The organism is Polaromonas sp. P1_F9 (assembly GCF_056405615.1).
Genome location: NZ_JBFUBT010000002.1, coordinates 243,317 through 261,682 on the forward strand (window position 1 = coordinate 243,317; position 18,366 = coordinate 261,682).

Consider the following 18,366-nt stretch of genomic DNA (forward strand, 5'->3'; position numbering starts at 1 on the left):
ATGCGGCCTGCGCAGGCCTGAAGAGCCCGATGCGCCTGCCACTGTTGCCCGCCGGTTTGCCGAGGCGCCAGCTGTTGCTGGGAGGCGCGGCCGGCCTGGCGAGCCTGGCTGGCCTGGAAGCCCACGCCCTGCCGGCCAAAACACTCGCATTCCCGCGCGACCGCGGCGCACACCCCGGCTTTCGCACCGAGTGGTGGTACATCACCGGCCAGGCCACGGCCGCGGATAGTCGCCTCTTCGGCTTTCAGCTGACCTTTTTCCGTTCACGCGTAGACGATACGCAGGGCATGTCGTCAAAATTCGCCGCAAGGCAGCTGGTTTTTGCGCATGCCGCCATCACTGATGTGCAAGGCAACAAACTCTGGCACGACCAGCGCATCGCACGGGAAGGTTTTGGCGTCGCAATGGCCAGCGAGCAGGACATGGCCGTCAAGCTGCGCGACTGGTCCCTGAAAGCCGAAGGCGCAAGGTACACCGCAGAGCTTCCGGCCAGCGACTTTGCACTCAAGCTGCAGTTTGAAGAAACGCAAGGTGTGCTGCTACAGGGCAACAAGGGCCTGTCGCGCAAAGGGCCTGACGAAAAACAGGCCAGCTATTACTACAGCCAGCCGCAGCTTGCTGCGCGCGGCAGCCTGCAAGTCAAGGGAAAAAACTTTGCCGTTACAGGAACAGCCTGGCTGGACCACGAATGGAGCGAAGAGATTCTGCATTCAGACGCCACGGGCTGGGACTGGATAGGCATGAACCTGCTGGACGGCAGCGCCCTCACCGCTTTCAGGCTGCGGGGCAAAGACGGCAACACGCTGTGGGATGGCGGCTCGTTCCGCTCAACCAAGGGAGGGCTGTACACCTTCAGCCGCGGCGAGGTCATTTTTAAACCCGTACGCCACTGGAAAAGCCCACTGACGCAAGCCACTTATCCCGTGGAATGGATAGTGCGAACACCGGCCGATTTTTATACCGTACGCGCCGTCATCGACAACCAGGAGCTGGACAGCCGCCAGTCGACGGGTGCGATTTATTGGGAAGGCTTGAGCGAGCTGATCGACAGCAACGGCAAGCGCGTGGGGATGGGGTATCTGGAGATGACGGGCTATGCGCAGCGCCTGAAGATGTAGCGCCCCAGGCCGGCGCCGGCCGCAGTTGCGGCGCAGCGCCCAAAGGGATCAATAGTCGGCGCGGATCAGGCGCTGGGCACGCGGGCTCATGCTGCGGCGGATATTTGCCGTCAGCCATGGGTAGGGCTGGCCAGGCGCAGCAGCGACAGATGGTGCACCCGGCAGGAGAAATTGCGCAGCGTGAATCGCCTTGCGTAGCAAAGAAGAAAACGAGGAAGAAGCCTGCAACGAACGGCCGCCGACAGAGGCGTTGGCAGAAGCGGGCTCAGTGAAAAATGCGGTGCGTGTCATGGAAGGTCCTTTCGAAGTGACATGAGCGGCAACGATTGCCGAAACAGAGGCCATGACGAGAATATAGGGTTTACGAGTATAGAAGTAAAACGACTTATATTGCGTTTGAATGCAGAAAAATTGCTTTTAGAGCAAGGCCTCCAAAACCAAAAAAATGGGAGACAAGCCATGGATATCAACCTCGCCCGCACCTTCCTTGAAATCGTGTCCTGCCACAGTTTTGTCCAGGCCGCAGAACGGCTGCATGTCACCCAGACCGCGGTCAGCGCTCGTGTGAAAACGCTGGAAGAACTGCTGGGACGCACGCTCTTCGTGAGGAACAAGGCGGGCGCATCGCTCACGCCCGCAGGCGAGCAGTTTGTACGGCACGCCATGACGCTGGTGCAAGTCTGGGAGCGCGCCCGCCACCAGATGGCCGTGCCACCCGGGCGCCGCGCGCTGGTGACCGTTGGCTGTGAAATCAGCCTCTGGCAACCGCTGATGCTCGACTGGCTGTTCTGGATGCGCAAACACGCGCCCGACCTGGCGCTTCGCACGGAGGTGGGTGTTGCAGAAGACCTGCTGGAACGCGTGGCCCACGGAACACTGGACATCGTCATTGCCTATGCACCGCGGCAGCGCCCCGGCCTCAGGATCGAACTGCTGATCGAAGAAAAGCTGGTGCTGGTCACCACCTCGCCCCGGCTCGAGATGCCGCAGGCCGCCGACTACGTCTACGTGGACTGGGGGCGCGAATTCTCCGCACAGCACAGCCTGGCGTTCCCGGAGCTTTCCAGTGTCGGGGTCTCCTCCAGCCTGGGGCCGTTAGGGCTGGAGTACCTGCTTGCCGTGGGCGGTGCCGGCTATTTCCGGCAAAACGTGGTGCGCAACCACATCAAGGAAGGCCGCCTGTTCCGCGTGCCAGGCAAGCCGGAGTTTTTGTATCCCGCTTATGCCGTCTACGCAGCCAACGCAGACATGAAAGTACTGGAGCCCGCCCTGGCAGGCTTAAGACAAGCCGCGGCGGGAAGCCAGGGCGGCAAGGTGCGCACTGCCAGGCCGCCAAAGGCTCCCGGCAAGAGCAAACAACCCTCATCGTGATTCATCACTGCCCCAACCCCCCCATCTTCATCACTTCATTCATCACTTCAACCAGGATGGCCCCATGCGCTGGATAGCCCTATTTGACGACACACCCGCCATGCTGGCGATCCGGCAGGAGCGTGAACCCCTTCACCTTGCCTATCTTCGGCAACACCAGGACGAAATCCTCATTGCAGGCGGTTTACGTGAAGCGCCCGGTGAAAGCTTTGTGGGAGGCCTCTGGGTCATGGAGGTTGCGTCCAGGGCGCGTGCCGCGGAGCTGGTCGAAAACGACCCCTACTACATGCCGGCTCATCGCAGCTACCGGCTGCTGGCCTGGGGCAAGGCATTGGCCGGGAGACAAGTGATTTTGTAAGCAAACCCCAAAATCGTCGCACCCATGTCACCGTTCAGCGATAGAAAGGGAACAGGAGCAAGGGGTGTTCCGTGACGCAAGCGCGGGAAAAGGCTGCGTGACTACACTTAACCCATGCTGGTGAGACCTTTGCCAGCGCTTGACGCATGCAACCGGACCCGACATGGACCTTTTTCTCCTGGTGACCTTTGTCGCCATCGGCACCTACCTCCTGAAAGCCAGGGAAGAACGCCAACGCATAGCGCTGCTGGGCAGCCATCTGGGAAATTACCAGATTGAAAAACTCATGGAAACCCTGGCCGACGGTTATCTGCGGGCACTCGGCGAAAAAGAACCCGGGCGGCGTGAGCAGGTCTGGCAACAACTGGCCAACTCCGAAGCGCAGCTGGCCGTGCAGTTCAGCAAATTTGCGGCAGAGTTTGCCAGGGTGCCCGAACCCGACGCCCGCGTGAGCCGGCTGCCCATCAGTTTTCCATTTGCCACCCTGATCCTGCCGGCCATGAGCTTTGACATGCGCATTGCCCTGGCGATTCACGCCGCCGGTATTGCGCGCGTGGCCCAAAATGCCGCCGGGCTCAGCCCCAAGGCCAAGGCCTTCACGATGTCAGCCGAGCTCTTTTTGATGCAGCACACCTGCCACTGGTTTTGCAAATCAAAGGCCATCGCCTCGGCCCGCGTGCTGGTGCGTCACAAGACGCCGCATGCGCAGCTGGTGGATTCTGTGTCGCCGGAGACGCGTGAGGCATATAGCGTGCTGATCGGCGGCGGTAGATAAATAAGAGGCATGCTCCGGCGTCCCGGATTGTGCTCGCCCTGTTAGCGCGTGAAGCACTTTCACGCTATGGAAACGAACGTCATATCCGCAGGTGTTACCAAGGCGCATCTGCCGGGAGACAAGCGCTATTCATCAAGGAAATCCCCTCGATAAAAGCTCCAGGCCGTTCCATCGTGAAGATAGAAGTACCCATCGGCGCAGAAATCTTTACCGGGGAAAAATTCGCGATACGCCTTGGGAACGAGCCGTGACAGCTGCGCGTCCGTAAGCTCGTCGAACTGCTCGGGCGTAATCGGCTGGCCGACTCTGAGTTTGGGAGATTCCATGGGCGAATCAAGTAGTTGGAGGTGTGTCGATGATGACTGACTTTGAGAAGAGAGGGTAAGCCGGCTTGCCGGAGTACATCATCTCGATTTTTAAAGGTCAGGACGTATGCCGCTCAAAATGACGCGTGCCGCTCGATGATTGGCGGAGCCTCGTCACGCTCGAAAGCGGCAATCAACCACTCGGGCCGCTCTATCACTTCTTCATGCTCGCCCCACTTTTTCAGCGACGAGCGTCGTCGCTTCCACCACTCCACGTTGACAAACGGATCGAATTCTTCCTGTGTCAGCTTCTATGTCCAGGTTGTTATCGAGCAGCCAGGCGTCGCTATAGTACGTATCCAAGTAGCGGTCACCGGCGTCGCAGGCAAGGAACACCACCGATCCTTTTTCGCCACGCACCTGCATTTCGCAGGCGAGTTGCAACGCGCCGTAGAAGTCAGTGCCCGTGGAGCCACCAAACCGCCGTCCAATCAGTTCTTCAAGCACACGCATTGCACCGATAGACTGGGTGGTGCGCACCTTCAGCATTCGATCAATCACGCCGGGAATAAAGGATGGTTCGACCCTTGGCCTGCCAATACCTTCGATTCCAGAGGCAACTTCCCCGGTTAAAGACGCATCCCCAGAGCTGAAATACTCGTAAAAAACCGAGTTCTCAGGGTCGACAACGCACAGCTTCGTGTCAGACCCCGTATAGCGGATGTACCGCCCTATCGTGGCCGATGTTCCACCAGTGCCGGCGCCCACGACAATCCAGCTTGGTACGGGATAAGGTTCATCTCGCATTTGCTCGAAGATTGATTGGGCAATGTTGTTGTTGCCGCGCCAATCCGTCGCTCGCTCTGCATACGTGAACTGGTCCATATAGTGGCCACCGCACTCACCTGCCAAGCGGCGCGCTTCCGAATAGACCTCGTCGCCCCGCTCAACAAAGTGGCAGCGCCCGCCGTAATACTCGATGAGATCGATTTTCGTCCGCGAGGTGCTCCGCGGCATCACAGCCACAAATGGAAGCCCGAGAAGCCTGGCGAAATAAGCCTCAGAAACCGCAGTGCTGCCCGAGGACGCTTCGACTATGGTGGTGGATGGAGAGATCCATCCATTGCAAAGAGAGTAGAGAAACAGCGACCTCGCCAAACGATGCTTCAGGCTGCCCGTGGGGTGCGTCGACTCATCCTTGATATAGAAAGACAGATCCGGAAAGCCTGGCAATTCGAGCATCATGAGATGGGTGTCCGCAGAGCGCTGGAAGTCGCGTCCAATTCGACGCACTGCCTCCAAAGACCAATGCCTGGACTTCATGGCGCAGCCTTCGCTAACGCCAACACCGGGTCGATTGCGAGTTGCCCCTCCCCTTTTGATAGCCGAGCCAACAGTCCTTCGATGCTTTCCTCTCGCAGCTTCAGTACATCAATGAGATCGTTTTCAGAAGCGAAATCCTTGGACGTGATTAGAGAAGCCATGTCGACTATTGCCTGCGTCGCCGTCATCGCTACGCCGGCCATTGCGCCAAGCGCTAGTGAAAAGACCAGCCCGAATGGGACGTCTTCGGCAAGGAATCTCGTAGCGATGTCCGTGGGACCAGGGGGTCCACCGCGTTTTTCATGCAGCTCGGCGGCGATGCCCGCCAGACGCGCGGACTGTGTGCCGAACGATTGCGCGAAGTGCCGTTCAATAGTGCGCACCTCGAGACCAAAGGCTCGCGCCAGAGCCAGACGCTCTGCGTCGAGGCGCTCAATGACTGCTGCCACACGGGGTGTCATGTAGTGGTACTGGGGCCAGTTCTCACCGCGCTCAATTCGCGTCCAGTTGAACAGGGCCAACGGACCATGTGCTACTGGATTTATGTTGGTTAGCGCCGTGGCGAGCGCATTCGGATGCCCCGGAAACACGCCCCCGAACAAACTGGTGCACAGCGCACGCACGTTCTCTAGCGCAGTGATTGGAAGTGCTGACACTCCCAATTCTTCCCGACGCGTCATGATGCGAACCTGCGTTGGCGATTCGCGCCTTGCGGTAAGCACAGTGGTCCCGAAGCTGGCCACGACTATCTTGATTCCGCGCATGACTGCCAACTCGTACAGGTAGAGCGAAGACAGCGAACTCATGGAGCTAACGATGATCGTGTGACCATCGTGCAAGTGCCCAACGAGCGCCTCGATGACGTCGCGGTGGCCGTTAACCGGCACCGCGATCAAGAGCACTGGACAAGTCGCCGCCAATTCTTGCAGGCTGTCAACGACTTCGATCATTTGCCTGGATTCGAGCACACCGGTCGATCTGAGTGACTCGCGTCGCAATTCATCGACGCTCTCGGTTCGCCTTGACCAGAGACCGACCTTGTGACCACCGTGTGCGAGCCAGCTTGCACTTGCAAGACCGATGCCACCACTTCCAATAATTCCGATTTTCACGCTTCGAACCTCATTCCGCCTTGATGCCAGCCTGGCGGATGACCTTGCCCCAGCGCTCCGAATCTTCGGAAACGACGCGTGCCAGTTCCTTGGGACCACCACAAACCCTCTCCGCTCCCAAGGCGGCAAACCTGTCCCGAGTCTCGGGCTTCTGACAAATGGCGAGAACAGCGTTGGCGATTCTTTCGATCGTTGCAGGGGGTGTCTTTGACGGGGCCATGAGGCCAACCCACACGGGGATTTCAAGCCCTTTCAGGCCGGCCGCCTGCTCCGCCGTCGGAGCTCCGCGCATCGCTTGAAGTGGCTTGTTGGTGAATGTCGCGAGGACTCGCGCCTTGTTGGATTCGACAAATGGATCGATGGACGCTGCGCTGGTAACCATGAGGTTCACCTGACCGCCGAGCAGATCAGTTATGCCCGGCGCCGCTCCGCGGTACGGGACGTGTAACAGCTTGATCTGGCTGGATTGCGCAAGCAGTTCGCCGCTCAGGTGAGAAACCGTCCCATTGCCGGTCGAAGCGAAGCTTATTTTCCCCGGGCGTGCCTTGGCGTCACGCAAGACGTCGGCGAGCGTCTTGTACGGGCTTGCTTCTGATACGGCAAGGACCATAGGGGTGTCCGCAAGGAGCGCGACGGAGGTCAGATCGCGCGCAGGGTCATACGGGAGCTTGCTGTTGAGGTGCGGAGCAATACTGATTGCGCCGCCAGTAGCGAGCAGCAGCGTTGTCCCATCAGGCATTGCCTTCGCAACCGCATCTGCAGCGATGACGCCGCCGGCACCGGTCTTGTTCTCGATAACCACTGGCGCATTCAACAGTTCCCCTAACTGGTTCGCGAAGTAGCGACCAATGCCGTCCTGTGCACCACCCGGCGCAAATGGAATGACTATACGAACCGGTCTGCCCGCCTGCGTCGCAGGCTGTGCTTGGGTTGCAATGGGAATTGACAGAGACGTTGCAAACATCCCGGCAAAAATAAGACACTTGATCATCATGATATTTCCATTGATTGAGGGAAGACATGCCGTTGAAGAGTACTGAACCCAGGTCGCTATCTTAGGACGGTTTGCGGAAAATAAATCCTAAAATGACCTACTTGAGTAGAATTTTTGAGTATTTAATGCTAAATTACAGAATAACCTTAGAATTTTCCACTCCTCTCAATATCAGTACTCAATGGACAAATTCGACAAAGCCATCCTGGAGGCGCTGCAGACCGACGCAAGCATTTCTATCAATGAGCTTGCGGAATGTGTCGGGCTTACCTCAACGCCTTGCTGGCGGCGTGTCCAGGGACTGGAAACTCGTGGAGTCATACAGAAACGGGTGGCACTCCTATCGCCCGAACTGTTGAATGTCGGCGTCACCGTATTTGTTTCGATACGCACGAGTCAACATAACGCCAAGTGGCTGCTGGCCTTCCACAAGCTCGTCACAACGATCCCGGAGGTGATGGATTGCTACCGGATGTCTGGCCAGACGGACTATATGTTGCGTGTCGTTGTTCCTGACATTGGGGCCTACGACCGGGTCTATAAGAGCTTGATCAAGGACATGGAATTCCTTGACATCAATTCCAGCTTTGCCATGGAGCGGATCAAGTCAACGACAAAGCTCCCGCTAAGTTATGCGTTGTAAGGTGGATTCGAAGCTGACAACCCCGACCACCAATCCAGGCGTCGCGGATTCACTCACGGATTTCGGGGACCACCGGCGAAAAGAGGGCCAGGTGGCTTCAGGCGAGCCATTGAATGGCCAGCATCACAAAGAGCAATAACCAGACCGTTGAGCTCAATAGAGCTGTAAGCCAGTTTGTCCATTTAATGCTTCCCGGGTACATGCGGCCCAGAACGACAGGGCTTGACGCTGCGTCGTAGAGCGACCAGCCACCTATGGCTGTAAAAACGGTCAGGCCCCACAGGCTTCCCTCCGATGCCGAATTGAAAGAAACCGCCGAAATGGTTGTGGCCAGGGCGAACCAGACAACGCTGATCCAGAGGAATCCTCTGGCCATGTCACCTTTTTCCGCCGGCGCCATCGAAGGCTCGACTTTCTCTACAGCTGCGAGCAATTCCGGCAAGGGTTGCCTGGACCGCAGCGACGCAAGAAGCAATACGGCCTGGACGCCAGACCACGCGAGAAAAATGAACAGGGCTTGAGTTGTTGATGGCATATGCGAAGAACTTAAGATTTGTGTGCTCACCCGAAGCAAGGCTTAGGCCTGTGATGCGAGAAGACCGAGGTCATTAGAGAAAAAACTTGAGCTCGTTAAAGCTCATCGTCTTCCCATACCGCTGGATCATCGGCCCATTCCAGCAGTAACCCGGCCCTCGATGCGAGCATGGGGGCGAGTTCTTCCATGTTCTCTCCCGTACCAATGACAAACGTTGGGTGCCGCTCCCCACGCGCCATGCATCGAGCCGCGTCCTGCCAGAGAGAAGCGATGGCATGTACCGCCTCCCGCGGAGTTCCAGCCTTGCTTGAGGAAACATAGTCGTTCGGCATATCGCCAGAGATAGCCCACCAGCCCACCGAACCAGGGCTCTCAAGGCTTTCGACGGCCCAAACTGAGACATAGGGGGCAAGGTGCCATGCCGGCTCCACGCCGATTCGGCCATGCACCAAACCTTCGCGCTGCAAGTATTCGGATACTTCAGCACGGCGCTCTGCACACCACTGGGCTTCAACTTCGGGGTTGTCGTAATCGGGCATTGGTGAGATCTAAGGTTTGGACCAAACCTGCCGCCGCAGGCCTTGCAAAGCCGAGAACAATGTCGGCGGTATCACCATTCCCGTGAAGCCGCGCGAGTAAAGGGTCATGCCACACGGCGCGCATTCAGCCAACCGGCATGTCAGGGAGCCTGCCAGCCGCGACTCCAGACACCGGCAATTGCACGTGCAAGGCCGATGATGGTCAGGGCTGAAAACGTGGTCAGAGCGAACGAGGTCGGGATGTAGTAAAGCCCCGGCATATCGGTGACAAGGGTCAATATGCAAGACATCAGGAGCGCACCCGACAGTGCCAGAGCCCCACCAAAGCGAAGCCATGACGTCTCCCATACACCCGGCCGGAGTATCACGTAGAAGACGCCCACAGCGAGCGCCAGCAATGCCCATAGCACCATGAGGCCGGGCCAGGGAAATGGGACTGACTCAGGGTGCAGCACATATCCTGGGCTCTGCGCAGCAGAAACTGAAAGGCAGGCGAACACCAACCAGTAAAGCGCATAGAGATATCGCCAATCAACGAACTTCAGTAGGCTCACGACTTTCCTTCACGAAGAGCGACCGGCATCCGTCCATAGTCTACGACGCATTGGAGCGCTTCAGCGTCCAGGGCAAACAGATGTTTGGGGCGTATCAAGCGGACTCCCAGAAAGGTACTTTGCCACAGCTTTCTCAAGCGGTCCATTCAGTTCCCACAGAAGAAGCGCATAGAAGAGCACTCCACACAGCAGTGCCGCTGCGGTTCCGGTCCAGTCGGAAATATCAAGTGACGCGGGCAGGAAGTTGAGACCTGTAGCCGTTGCGAGCATTAGAAAGAAGATCGCAGCTATCCGAACGAACATCCATCGATTGTGACTGCGGGCAGCGGCGACGAGGACGCGGCTTCGCTCAAGGTAGCGAACCGACGAGAGCTGTGGAAGCTGGGATGCCCGGAGGTACATGCTCTGACGATAGGTGCGACGGCTACGGTTGCAAAAAAGCCTGCTCCCAACGGGTACCGGCGCGGGAATAGGCGGTGCGCGCATGCAGGCGGCTCTCTTTGAACTCCAGGAATTCAATATGCCCGGCCCGAAGCCTGAATCCACCCCAGTTCGCGGGGCGAGGGATTGACTTGCCATCGTAGGAGGCTACGGCGCGTCCGTATTGGTCTGCAAGCGACTCCAGGCTCGCGAGCGGACGGCTCTGCTGAAATGTCGCTGTGGCGATCTGGGCATCGCGCAGGCGACTCGCCCAATGGACATCGGCCTCCTGTTCCGGTATCGCGGTGCACATGCCCTTGATACGCACCTGCGTGGCGATATGCTCCCACCACAGGGTAATGCCGGTCTTGGGGTTGCGAGCGATGTCCAGGGCCTTGCCAGAGTCCAAATGCGTGCAAAAGACGAAGCCCGTCTCTTCTGCTTCCTTCAAATCGACAAATCGCGAACTGGGGTATCCATCCGCATCGATGGTGGAAACACAAACAGCGTTCCTGTGTTTGGACGACCCGCGATTCCTGGCGTCGAGCCATATGGTTTTGAAGAGCTCAATGGGACTGTGCATATTTCCCCAGAAGTCTAACGTTTGAGAAGCTCGACCCGGCTTGCCGGGTCGAGCCCTTTCGATGTCAGGGTCAGGCATTGATGCGGCCACCTTGGCACTCACTGTACGGGTATCCATCGCTCAGCGGTCCATTTGAGTACGGTGGTTGGCGAAAGAGGATTGGATGATTTTGCAGCGGTGTCTTTTGAGAGCGCCCGAAGTGCATCTATTGCTGACGGAGTAGATTCCGATATGTACAAGACCATATCCGTTGTTGGCAGAGCTATAACAAGGAGACCTTGCTGAGCATTTGCAAGAGGTGCCCACTGAGAAGGAATGGCGACGCGGCCGACCTCATACACGCTACCTGGAATAGCTCCAATCTGCCCGCTTCCGACGGGCTTCGCACTGTCAGCGAGAGGTTTCAGTGTGGCTTGCAGGTTCTCACTACCAAGCTCAAATAGCTGACTCTGTGACATGTTGAGTTTTCTCAGGTCGCGATCGTCAAGCGGTCTCACGGCGCGCGGCGTATCGAGCACGGCTACCGATACCAGCCCTTCAACGAGTGGCTTCGTTTGAAGCGTCGGGCCATCACCACCCAAAGATTCCTGCGCTCGCTTGATATATTCGCTTGAACGGACAACGAGGCGCACTGAGCTTTTATCTACCGGCGCATTCTGTTGTTTTAGCACTTGCGCCACGCCCTTGGCATACCGGTCGATTTCGGATGCGCAACCGGAATTATTAGAGCCGCAAAAACCGAAAACCCTCTCTAGATTGGCCTGCAAGGCGCCAACTGACAGTGTAAGTGGCCCCTTTATTAAGACAGGCGTGTCGCCAGCCTCTCGCCGTACTGCTTGTGCGGCAAACTCGGTAAATGTCTGTTCCTCCATTGGTATGGCTTGGGCTGCGGCTTCAACCGACAAGAAGGCCAACAAACTTGCCGATACTGCACATGCCTTGTTCAAAACTAACTCCCTTGCAAATTGGTGACGCTGAAAGACGCCGAAAGTTCGACGTGAGCTGTTAGGCTGTAGAACGAAGGCAATATGCCGTCAAGAAAATCGAACGTTTGGTCACGGCGCGGCTCTTCCCGTAGCATCGGCGCCTGACTTCACAAACAAGCCGGCAGCGCCGCTGGCCGTCATGAACGCAAAGATTGGCCAGAGCACTCCCTGGCCTGCAGATTCAGAAACGATAAGCGCGAGGCTGGCGGCACTTACGCCCAGGCCAATGCATAAAACGAAGCCGTATCGCTGCATTCGGAAGACACCGATGGAGGCGATGAGGCAGCCCACTCCGAACGCGACGAAGGCAAATAGCATTCCAAAGAACATGGTGAGTTGGGTTCGGCCTGGATGATAGCCGCGCTCCCTACAAGGACCAGCAGTACTCCAGAGAGTGCCAAGAGTGCGGCGAATAGCTTTGCAAGCATGAGACAGGGAAGAAGGAGCCTAACGTGAAGATGGCCTGACCATCAAAACTCGGAGCGAAGCCGCCTCCTGCTGTTGTGGATCCGTGTCGCTTGACATGTTATGCATAAGTCACCCTAAGTCACTTCTCCTCTCGTTTCGGCTTTAGCGCCCAACCCGTCGCAATCAGGATGAGGCCAAATGCCAGCAAACCCCACACGAGCATACTCGACTCCCTCGTGGGACCGACACGCATGTGGCGCGGAGTCGAAGCGCCAGACCAGAGAACTTGAAGCCAAAGAAAAAGGTCAACTGGCAGTAGGTCGCCAACCCCCAAAAGCAGCAGTAAAGCAATGACTACGACAGAGTAGCCAACGCACCGAAGCCAGGTCGAAGCTCTCATGCCATTTCGGTTCGCATGCCTACGCTGCGGATCGATGCTGGATAACGTTGGAGCTGACCGGACGGCAATACTCGCGGCGAATCGGCCTTCTGCAGTTGTGGGTCCGCATCGAGCGACATGTTGGATTTCGCCGTCACTGCCCTGCCCGCTGACTGAAATGCGGACGAACCAATATAGAAATAACTTGAGCGATAGTCCAAGCCGCCGCATATGCAACGCACGTCAACAGAAACACCGGACTCAACTCGAAGGACATCAACAATGCGCCGGCTGTAGCGGCGGCGAATGCACCCACTGTCACCGAACCAATGCATCGAACGAACAGCAATCGGCCACTGATTGACTTGGCCGAGCCCGGCAAGAGAACAAGTGTGGGCCCCAAGCATGCCGCCAGTGCCACCCACAAAAATTCGTATTGAAGCGTGAATACGACCCCAATGATTGCCACAGAAGGCACGATACCCGCGGCGATGAGAATCGAGCTCCGAAGTCCAAGCTTTGTCTTTTGAGTCATCGATATGTCGAAACCGGCAACACGAGCAGTGACTTTCGTTAAGAGGAACATGGAAACACCAAACAGGACGCCACCAATCAAAAATAGGCCCGTCACCAGAAGAAGCGTAAGGACTGGATTCGAACCGCCTCGAAAATCATAAAGAAAGAAGACCAACATGGCCAAGCCCCATGCGAGTCCAAGCAAGATGAATCGCCAGATAGTCATCTGAGGTCTAACACTCGAGCAAAGACGCGCGCGGAGACGAAACGGCTTCCCGTAGCGCGTCGGCGCTTGAGCAAGGGGTCAGGTCGCATGCGGCGACGTGGCCTACGGCTTGCCGGGGCAACCATCATGTAGCGCGATTTCTTGATACTCGACCGCGTGTTCTTGGGGAAGCGGAACTATCTTCTTGACCTCAAGTAGGCGTGCGTCTTCCAGGCTGAATAGGAACAAGACGCCAGGCTCTTCTGGAAGGCCGCGAGGTGATGGCGACGTCTTGAACAGAATCTGGATGTAGTCGGGCAGGAATTGCTTGTCGTGATACCAGGACCCAGCCAGAGCGACTCCTTTCCACGAACTGGCAGGGACAAGTTCGAGCAAGCAGCCTTTGACGACAGTGCTTCGTCCGACGGAGGTTAGTGTCAGCTTCGTGAGCCTTCCTGCTTTGCCCTTCGAGAACCCGATCTGAACGCGCGTTGCCGCGTACCGGAGAGGCAGTTCGGGGATTGCTCCTCCCGAAGACAGCGAAAGTCGTCTGTCTTGATGGGCCGATGCACCAGACGCTGCGATACAAAGGATGAGGGTGATGGTAAAGCGTTTCATGCGGTTCAACGTTTGACATGAGAGGCGGCCGACAGCAGGAGAAGCTCAATGTTGAACGCCCCCTCGGCGAAAGGGTTAGGCGTCACGCGGTGCTCCACTACCTCGCCACTGGAGCCTGGAAGACTGACCACTTTCCGTCCTTGAAAAGATACAGCGCAGAAGAGACGCGAAGACGTTCGCTGCTGGAGTGCAAATACTCAACGCCCTTTCGCATGCCCTCGACGGCCTTTTGGTCCGACAAGGGTGAGTAGAGTAACCCACCACGCTTCGCAACGAGGGCAACAACACCCTCAGGATGTTGTTTGAGCAGACCCAGCCAAAACTCCCGGTCGAGGAAATAGCTGCTGTTGAGATCGGGCGACGTTCCCTTGACCTGCATCAGATCGTTCCAGGGAGTCGCCTTGGGCTCTCCATACACACGCTTGATGTTCTTGACCGCAAGCTCGAGCGCTGCCTCCGGCGTGAGCCTCAAGCGCTCCAGGTCTTTCGGAGAGGCGTTCGGCATTGACGTGGGTGTATCGAAGACAAAACGAACGTGCATGTCTCCGATGTATGAGTACCATCCCGTTTCGATTTCGATTTCCTTGCCGTCCGCAAGCTTGACCTTGGTTTTGCCCATTGGCACCAGCGATTCGTCCTGACTGTTCGAACCAACGGACTCCCGTAGCACCACCATGAGGTTCGAGGAGCTGTTGTCGAACGACTGAGCCGGTTGTGCGAAAGCGACGGAAGATGCGGCAAAGGAGATGAGAAGTGACAGGAATTTTCGAATCATGACTGAGTACGCAAAGTTAGATAGTGGCGCCGAATGTAATGTATGCCGCAAACCTTGCGGTATAGCTTGGCGCTTGCAATCTAATCCGGACATCAAATACTCCCGTAAACCGCTTGCATGATGAGCTTCAAGGCCGTTCTCTAAAATTCATACAGGTATTAAAATCCTGTGAGACCCCTGCGATCCTCCCTTGCAGTCCGCCTACTTGCTGGACCGGGTCCGGGAGCGAGTTCGGTATTTGCACTATAGCCTTGGCACCGAGAAAACTTACCTGTACTGGGTCCGTTTTTTGTCCGTTGGCACGGCCGCAATGGCCACATGACGCATCCGCACGACACGGAGGGCACGGGAGGTAGAAGCTTTCCTCACCATGCCGGCCAATGCGCGCGCTGAGGTTTTGCGTCGCGAGTGCTGGCCTGCAGATCGTCAGGGAAAAAACCACACACGCATGCGGCCCTCATTCCTTTGGGTACATCACTCTGTAGACTGTGACACCTTCCCGCCAATATGACGGTCCCTGGTGAACCCTGATGTTCAATGCTGGTGAAGCGCCTATCGTTTCCCCGTCTTTAATCACCGGTCCACTGCTGACGAGATACTGGGCCATGTTCATGAGCAGGGAGAACACTTCCAGACCATTCCGATTCACGTCCTTGGTCTCAATTTCCCGCAGGTCAAACTTCTCCATTCCTTGCGTCGACAGCGAGAACCCCTTCTCCAGATTGGTTGAGATACGGAAGTTAACCCAAAGCCAAACGGGCGGCCCCGCTCGACTGGCCTGCGCGCTCTGTTTCAGGAATGCCTCTCGGGACTGCAAGCTCGCACCCCAATAGCTTGCGATGGCATTCTGGTCCATCAGCGTTGTCACCACGTCGGTCTGCAAGAGATAAGCGTCCAGCTGATCGAGTTTCGTGTCCAGAATACTGACGTAGACATGGGCTTTGTGCCGGGCAGTCTCTTCGCAGGCCCTCTTCCAGTACCAGGCGCCTTGGCACAGGTCGTCAATCTGGCCTTTTGGCAGGGGCGCATCGATCAGCCCAATCATCACGGTGCCACCCTGCAATCGAAGAAGAATGACCTTTTGGCCGTCTGTTTCCATGTCATCGATCTTGATCCTTCCCTTGAGCCGCACCTCGAGCTGTGCACGAAAGGCCGCTGCTTCGGGAAGCCTTGATTCAGCAAGAAGTACGAACGAGCTAGCCCGGAACTTGCTGGGCTCTGCAGCCGTGGCGAGTGTTGAGGTGATGACAAACGCAAGCAGGGTTAAAAGTGAACGCATGGTGCTGTGTGTGATGCTTTCCGCGTATTAAGCCTGTAGTCCGCGTCAGATAGCAAGAGTGGAATTGCCGCTACGTGCACGGTTGAACGCTTTGGAAGGGCCATGCTGACCGGTCTTCCGATCAGCACCTCCAGATAGAAGGGTTCAAGGCACATCGTGCGGATTGTATTTGCCGGCGACAAGAAAGTAGAGCGCTAAGGGCAAGCAGGCAATCCCGATCACCACTCCGATGACACCGAACAAAGAGGCAGCCAGGCTCATGGCGATCAGCCCAAGGCCTCCAGTGAAGATTGCGACTGCCAGGACAACCCTGATCAACAGCGGCATAGGCCGCCAGTGGGATTCTTCGGCTTCATCCTGCGCTTCGGTCGAAGGGCTCAGAAGGACCGAGCTGACATATCCGGCAACAACAGCGGCGACTGCCATCTTGACGAATGGCCACAAGGAGATACCGGCTCTCAGATCGGTCTTGACGGTGGCGACGACATAAATTAGCCAGAAGGCCCAGCACGCACCAACGAGTAAAAATTTCTGCATGGCCAGTGACGCCTAACGTTTGAGATGACCGGCACTGCCCGGCTTGCCGGGGGCACCTTCGGTTGATGAAAGAGTCAGGACGTGACAAAGCCGCTGCGCTTTGGTCAACTCGCGGCCACCTTGCGGCCGACAGCGTTTGTCGCTTGTGAATGCAAGGATTTCCATCCTAGGCAAGCGGTCGTGAGACCTGCGATTTCATCTGCTCACCGGGGAGGCAAATCACGGCGATTATCACCATGAGAATCGACCTCGCCAAGAACGCTTTGGAATCTATGGCGTGGATGCGACAGACAAGCACAGGCGCGCGCATGTGTCCGGTCATCAAATGGGCGCCCTGCCCGCTTGAAACGCTATTGATTTAATAGCTGCTTGCGCATGTTCAGATTGGGCCGTAGCCAGTTTTCAGTTTTAAAAGAGCTCAAAACCCGCTTTGGAGGCCATTACGGGGCCTTCTGCGAGATATGGCAGCGCCAGAATCAACTGTTGTTGGGGATTTTCATATGCGAAACAGGCCCCAAGACCAATGCAGATAAGCGCAAGCAGCTACTGATTTGATAGCAAAGCAAAGACGACGAACAAGGCGCAGTCTTTGTTCCAGCTCATACAGGGGCTGGCCTCGACGCGCGCATGCGGCAGCGTCGGCGCGGACAGCCCTGCCCTGCCTGCGGCGTGGGGAACTCCAGAAAGCAACGAAGGGTCAGGGACCACGCGCACCGTTCACTCACGGCCGTACTCCCGCGACAACGCCAGGGCAACCCGGCCAATGAGCTCGATTGGAAGCTCCTCCTTCAGCGGGAAGGACAAATTGCCCTTTTCGCCACGGTATGGCGCGAGTTCCTGCACGAGGCGTGCATCTTGCGTGACGGGTGGATAGACACCAATGTGTTTCTTGAATGCAGCGAAGTAGAAGAACACCCGACCGCGCTTGAACGCGGGCATGTTGTAGCTTATGCAACGCGAGGCACGTGGCACCAACTCCTCAACTTTTTCCTGAATGGATTGGAGCCGAAGGCGCGAATCAGCGGGCACGCTCGCGAAGTACTCTTCATGTGATGCGAAAGCCATGGCGTAATTCGTGCGGTCTAACGTTTGAGATGTGAAGCGTGACCCGGCTTGCCGGGATGCGTAGTCTCAATTAAAAGGCTGGGCACCACTGCAAGTCAAGTGCGTTAGCTACCAGCACGTTCAGGCCTTGCGTCAGTGACAAGCCCCAAGAATGACATGAGGGCTTCCTCCGCCAATGTTCCGTGTTGCTTTCCGTTGTAGTCAACATCCAGCAGGCTCGCAGGCTGATACCTGCCAGAAAGGTAGGCGTGAATACGTTGAACGCGTTGGGTGTTTTCAGGCGTCCCGGGCTTCAGGCTATCGGGGGCTATGTGCATTGCGACGAGCGACAGGAACTCTTCGTCAGTGAGTTCAGCAAAGCTCTTGCCGAAATATGCCTGCGCGGCGGCCGCATAGCCATGAACGGGCTGGCCATTCTTGCTGCCCAGATAACAGATATTCAGGAACAGTTGCATTTGATCGTTCTTGGAAACCAGCGAATCCAGGGCGTATTGCGCTATCAGCGTCTGGCGAACTTTGGCGACACCTTGCTTGAACCCGTCCGGGAAGTACATGAGCTTGACCAGACCTTGCGTGATGGTCGTCATTCCTGCGCCGGGGGTTTCAAGATCAACGCCGTGATGCCGGGTGAACGCAGGATCTTCAATTGCCAACAACATGGCTTGCCTGTCTTTCGACAAGTCAGCGGGTTTCAGCTGGGCCCCAAAGCGCTTCCAGGTTTCGGAAATCAGAGACGGTGTTGCAACTCTGGCAACCCTCACTTCGTTGGCGTAGTAGCCGGCTGCGAGAACCAGGGCAAGCGCACCTGCTCCCGAGAGCCATAGGGCCGTGCGAATGATTGCTTGACCGACCTTCATGTTGCGGCTGATGCTGGGGAGTAATGTGTGATGGAAGTTGGGTGGCGCCTAGCGCGACGTTGACTGGCAACCCGGCAAAGCTGCGACCGAAGGGAGCGAACGCCGCTGGGC

The 18,366-nt window shown here is 57.1% G+C and carries 23 protein-coding genes; 5 read left to right on the plus strand and 18 right to left on the minus strand.

Features of this window, described 5'->3' with window-relative positions; genetic code table 11:
* The first annotated feature begins 29 nt into the window (after positions 1-29).
* Positions 30-1,118: a lipocalin-like domain-containing protein gene (locus tag AC1DYR_RS06245; protein ID WP_477704326.1), complete on the plus strand. Its 1,089-nt coding sequence runs from the start codon at positions 30-32 to the stop codon at positions 1,116-1,118.
* A 48-nt stretch (positions 1,119-1,166) separates the two neighbouring features.
* Here AC1DYR_RS06245 and AC1DYR_RS06250 read toward each other — a convergent pair whose 3' ends face one another.
* Positions 1,167-1,409: a hypothetical protein gene (locus AC1DYR_RS06250; RefSeq protein WP_477704327.1), complete on the minus strand. Its 243-nt coding sequence runs from the start codon at positions 1,407-1,409 to the stop codon at positions 1,167-1,169.
* A 168-nt stretch (positions 1,410-1,577) separates the two neighbouring features.
* Between AC1DYR_RS06250 and AC1DYR_RS06255 the strand changes: the two genes are divergently transcribed.
* The 3 genes from AC1DYR_RS06255 to AC1DYR_RS06265 all read left to right on the plus strand — a co-directional run bounded on the left by AC1DYR_RS06255 (position 1,578) and on the right by AC1DYR_RS06265 (position 3,622).
* Positions 1,578-2,489 (plus strand): LysR family transcriptional regulator, encoded by a 912-nt coding sequence (locus AC1DYR_RS06255; RefSeq protein WP_477704328.1) that lies wholly within the window; start codon positions 1,578-1,580, stop codon positions 2,487-2,489.
* Between the two features lie 64 nt (positions 2,490-2,553).
* A complete protein-coding gene (locus tag AC1DYR_RS06260; protein ID WP_477704329.1) occupies positions 2,554-2,847 on the plus strand; it encodes a YciI family protein in 294 nt (97 codons plus the stop codon).
* Positions 2,848-3,010: 163 nt separating this feature from the next.
* A complete protein-coding gene (locus AC1DYR_RS06265; protein WP_477704330.1) occupies positions 3,011-3,622 on the plus strand; it encodes a hypothetical protein in 612 nt (203 codons plus the stop codon).
* Between the two features lie 125 nt (positions 3,623-3,747).
* Here AC1DYR_RS06265 and AC1DYR_RS06270 read toward each other — a convergent pair whose 3' ends face one another.
* From AC1DYR_RS06270 to AC1DYR_RS06285, 4 genes are all read right to left on the minus strand, one after another.
* Positions 3,748-3,948: a hypothetical protein gene (locus AC1DYR_RS06270; RefSeq protein ID WP_477646891.1), complete on the minus strand. Its 201-nt coding sequence runs from the start codon at positions 3,946-3,948 to the stop codon at positions 3,748-3,750.
* A gap of 201 nt (positions 3,949-4,149) precedes the next feature.
* Positions 4,150-5,250, minus strand: coding sequence for a PLP-dependent cysteine synthase family protein (locus tag AC1DYR_RS06275; RefSeq protein ID WP_477704331.1), 1,101 nt, complete (start codon positions 5,248-5,250; stop codon positions 4,150-4,152).
* On the minus strand, positions 5,247-6,362 hold the full coding sequence (locus AC1DYR_RS06280) for an NAD/NADP octopine/nopaline dehydrogenase family protein (RefSeq protein ID WP_477704332.1): 1,116 nt from the start codon (positions 6,360-6,362) through the stop codon (positions 5,247-5,249). Before AC1DYR_RS06280 ends, AC1DYR_RS06275 begins: the two co-directional genes overlap by 4 nt.
* A 10-nt stretch (positions 6,363-6,372) precedes the next feature.
* On the minus strand, positions 6,373-7,356 hold the full coding sequence (locus AC1DYR_RS06285) for a Bug family tripartite tricarboxylate transporter substrate binding protein (RefSeq protein WP_477704333.1): 984 nt from the start codon (positions 7,354-7,356) through the stop codon (positions 6,373-6,375).
* 181 nt (positions 7,357-7,537) lie between these two features.
* On the opposite strand from AC1DYR_RS06285, the gene AC1DYR_RS06290 reads away from it, so the two are divergent.
* Entirely contained in the window at positions 7,538-7,999 is a 462-nt protein-coding gene (locus AC1DYR_RS06290) for an Lrp/AsnC family transcriptional regulator (RefSeq protein ID WP_477704334.1), read from the plus strand.
* Positions 8,000-8,096: 97 nt separating this feature from the next.
* Here AC1DYR_RS06290 and AC1DYR_RS06295 read toward each other — a convergent pair whose 3' ends face one another.
* The 13 genes from AC1DYR_RS06295 to AC1DYR_RS06355 form a co-directional block, all read right to left on the minus strand.
* On the minus strand, positions 8,097-8,534 hold the full coding sequence (locus AC1DYR_RS06295; RefSeq protein ID WP_477704335.1) for a hypothetical protein: 438 nt from the start codon (positions 8,532-8,534) through the stop codon (positions 8,097-8,099).
* Between the two features lie 95 nt (positions 8,535-8,629).
* A complete protein-coding gene (locus tag AC1DYR_RS06300) occupies positions 8,630-9,073 on the minus strand; it encodes a DUF4826 family protein (RefSeq protein ID WP_477704336.1) in 444 nt (147 codons plus the stop codon).
* A 140-nt stretch (positions 9,074-9,213) separates the two neighbouring features.
* Positions 9,214-9,627: a hypothetical protein gene (locus AC1DYR_RS06305; RefSeq protein WP_477704337.1), complete on the minus strand. Its 414-nt coding sequence runs from the start codon at positions 9,625-9,627 to the stop codon at positions 9,214-9,216.
* 424 nt (positions 9,628-10,051) lie between these two features.
* A complete protein-coding gene (locus tag AC1DYR_RS06310) occupies positions 10,052-10,747 on the minus strand; it encodes a pyridoxine/pyridoxamine 5'-phosphate oxidase (RefSeq protein WP_477704338.1) in 696 nt (231 codons plus the stop codon).
* Complete coding sequence (locus AC1DYR_RS06315; protein ID WP_477704339.1) at positions 10,729-11,577, minus strand: DUF1444 domain-containing protein; 849 nt, start codon at positions 11,575-11,577, stop codon at positions 10,729-10,731. Before AC1DYR_RS06315 ends, AC1DYR_RS06310 begins: the two co-directional genes overlap by 19 nt.
* Before the next feature lie 108 nt (positions 11,578-11,685).
* A complete protein-coding gene (locus AC1DYR_RS06320) occupies positions 11,686-11,946 on the minus strand; it encodes a hypothetical protein (protein ID WP_477704340.1) in 261 nt (86 codons plus the stop codon).
* A gap of 611 nt (positions 11,947-12,557) precedes the next feature.
* Positions 12,558-13,124: a hypothetical protein gene (locus tag AC1DYR_RS06325; protein WP_477704341.1), complete on the minus strand. Its 567-nt coding sequence runs from the start codon at positions 13,122-13,124 to the stop codon at positions 12,558-12,560.
* Between the two features lie 123 nt (positions 13,125-13,247).
* Positions 13,248-13,742, minus strand: coding sequence for a hypothetical protein (locus AC1DYR_RS06330; protein WP_477704342.1), 495 nt, complete (start codon positions 13,740-13,742; stop codon positions 13,248-13,250).
* Between the two features lie 97 nt (positions 13,743-13,839).
* Positions 13,840-14,517, minus strand: coding sequence for a DUF1444 domain-containing protein (locus tag AC1DYR_RS06335; protein WP_477704343.1), 678 nt, complete (start codon positions 14,515-14,517; stop codon positions 13,840-13,842).
* A 457-nt stretch (positions 14,518-14,974) separates the two neighbouring features.
* The gene (locus AC1DYR_RS06340; RefSeq protein ID WP_477704344.1) at positions 14,975-15,796 is read right to left on the minus strand and encodes a DUF4261 domain-containing protein; all 822 of its coding nucleotides are present in this window, start codon (positions 15,794-15,796) and stop codon (positions 14,975-14,977) included.
* A 144-nt stretch (positions 15,797-15,940) separates the two neighbouring features.
* Positions 15,941-16,333 (minus strand): hypothetical protein, encoded by a 393-nt coding sequence (locus AC1DYR_RS06345; RefSeq protein WP_477704345.1) that lies wholly within the window; start codon positions 16,331-16,333, stop codon positions 15,941-15,943.
* A gap of 717 nt (positions 16,334-17,050) precedes the next feature.
* On the minus strand, positions 17,051-17,398 hold the full coding sequence (locus AC1DYR_RS06350) for an iron chaperone (RefSeq protein ID WP_477704346.1): 348 nt from the start codon (positions 17,396-17,398) through the stop codon (positions 17,051-17,053).
* Between the two features lie 104 nt (positions 17,399-17,502).
* On the minus strand, positions 17,503-18,255 hold the full coding sequence (locus tag AC1DYR_RS06355; RefSeq protein WP_477704347.1) for a transglycosylase domain-containing protein: 753 nt from the start codon (positions 18,253-18,255) through the stop codon (positions 17,503-17,505).
* Between the last annotated feature and the right edge of the window lie 111 nt (positions 18,256-18,366).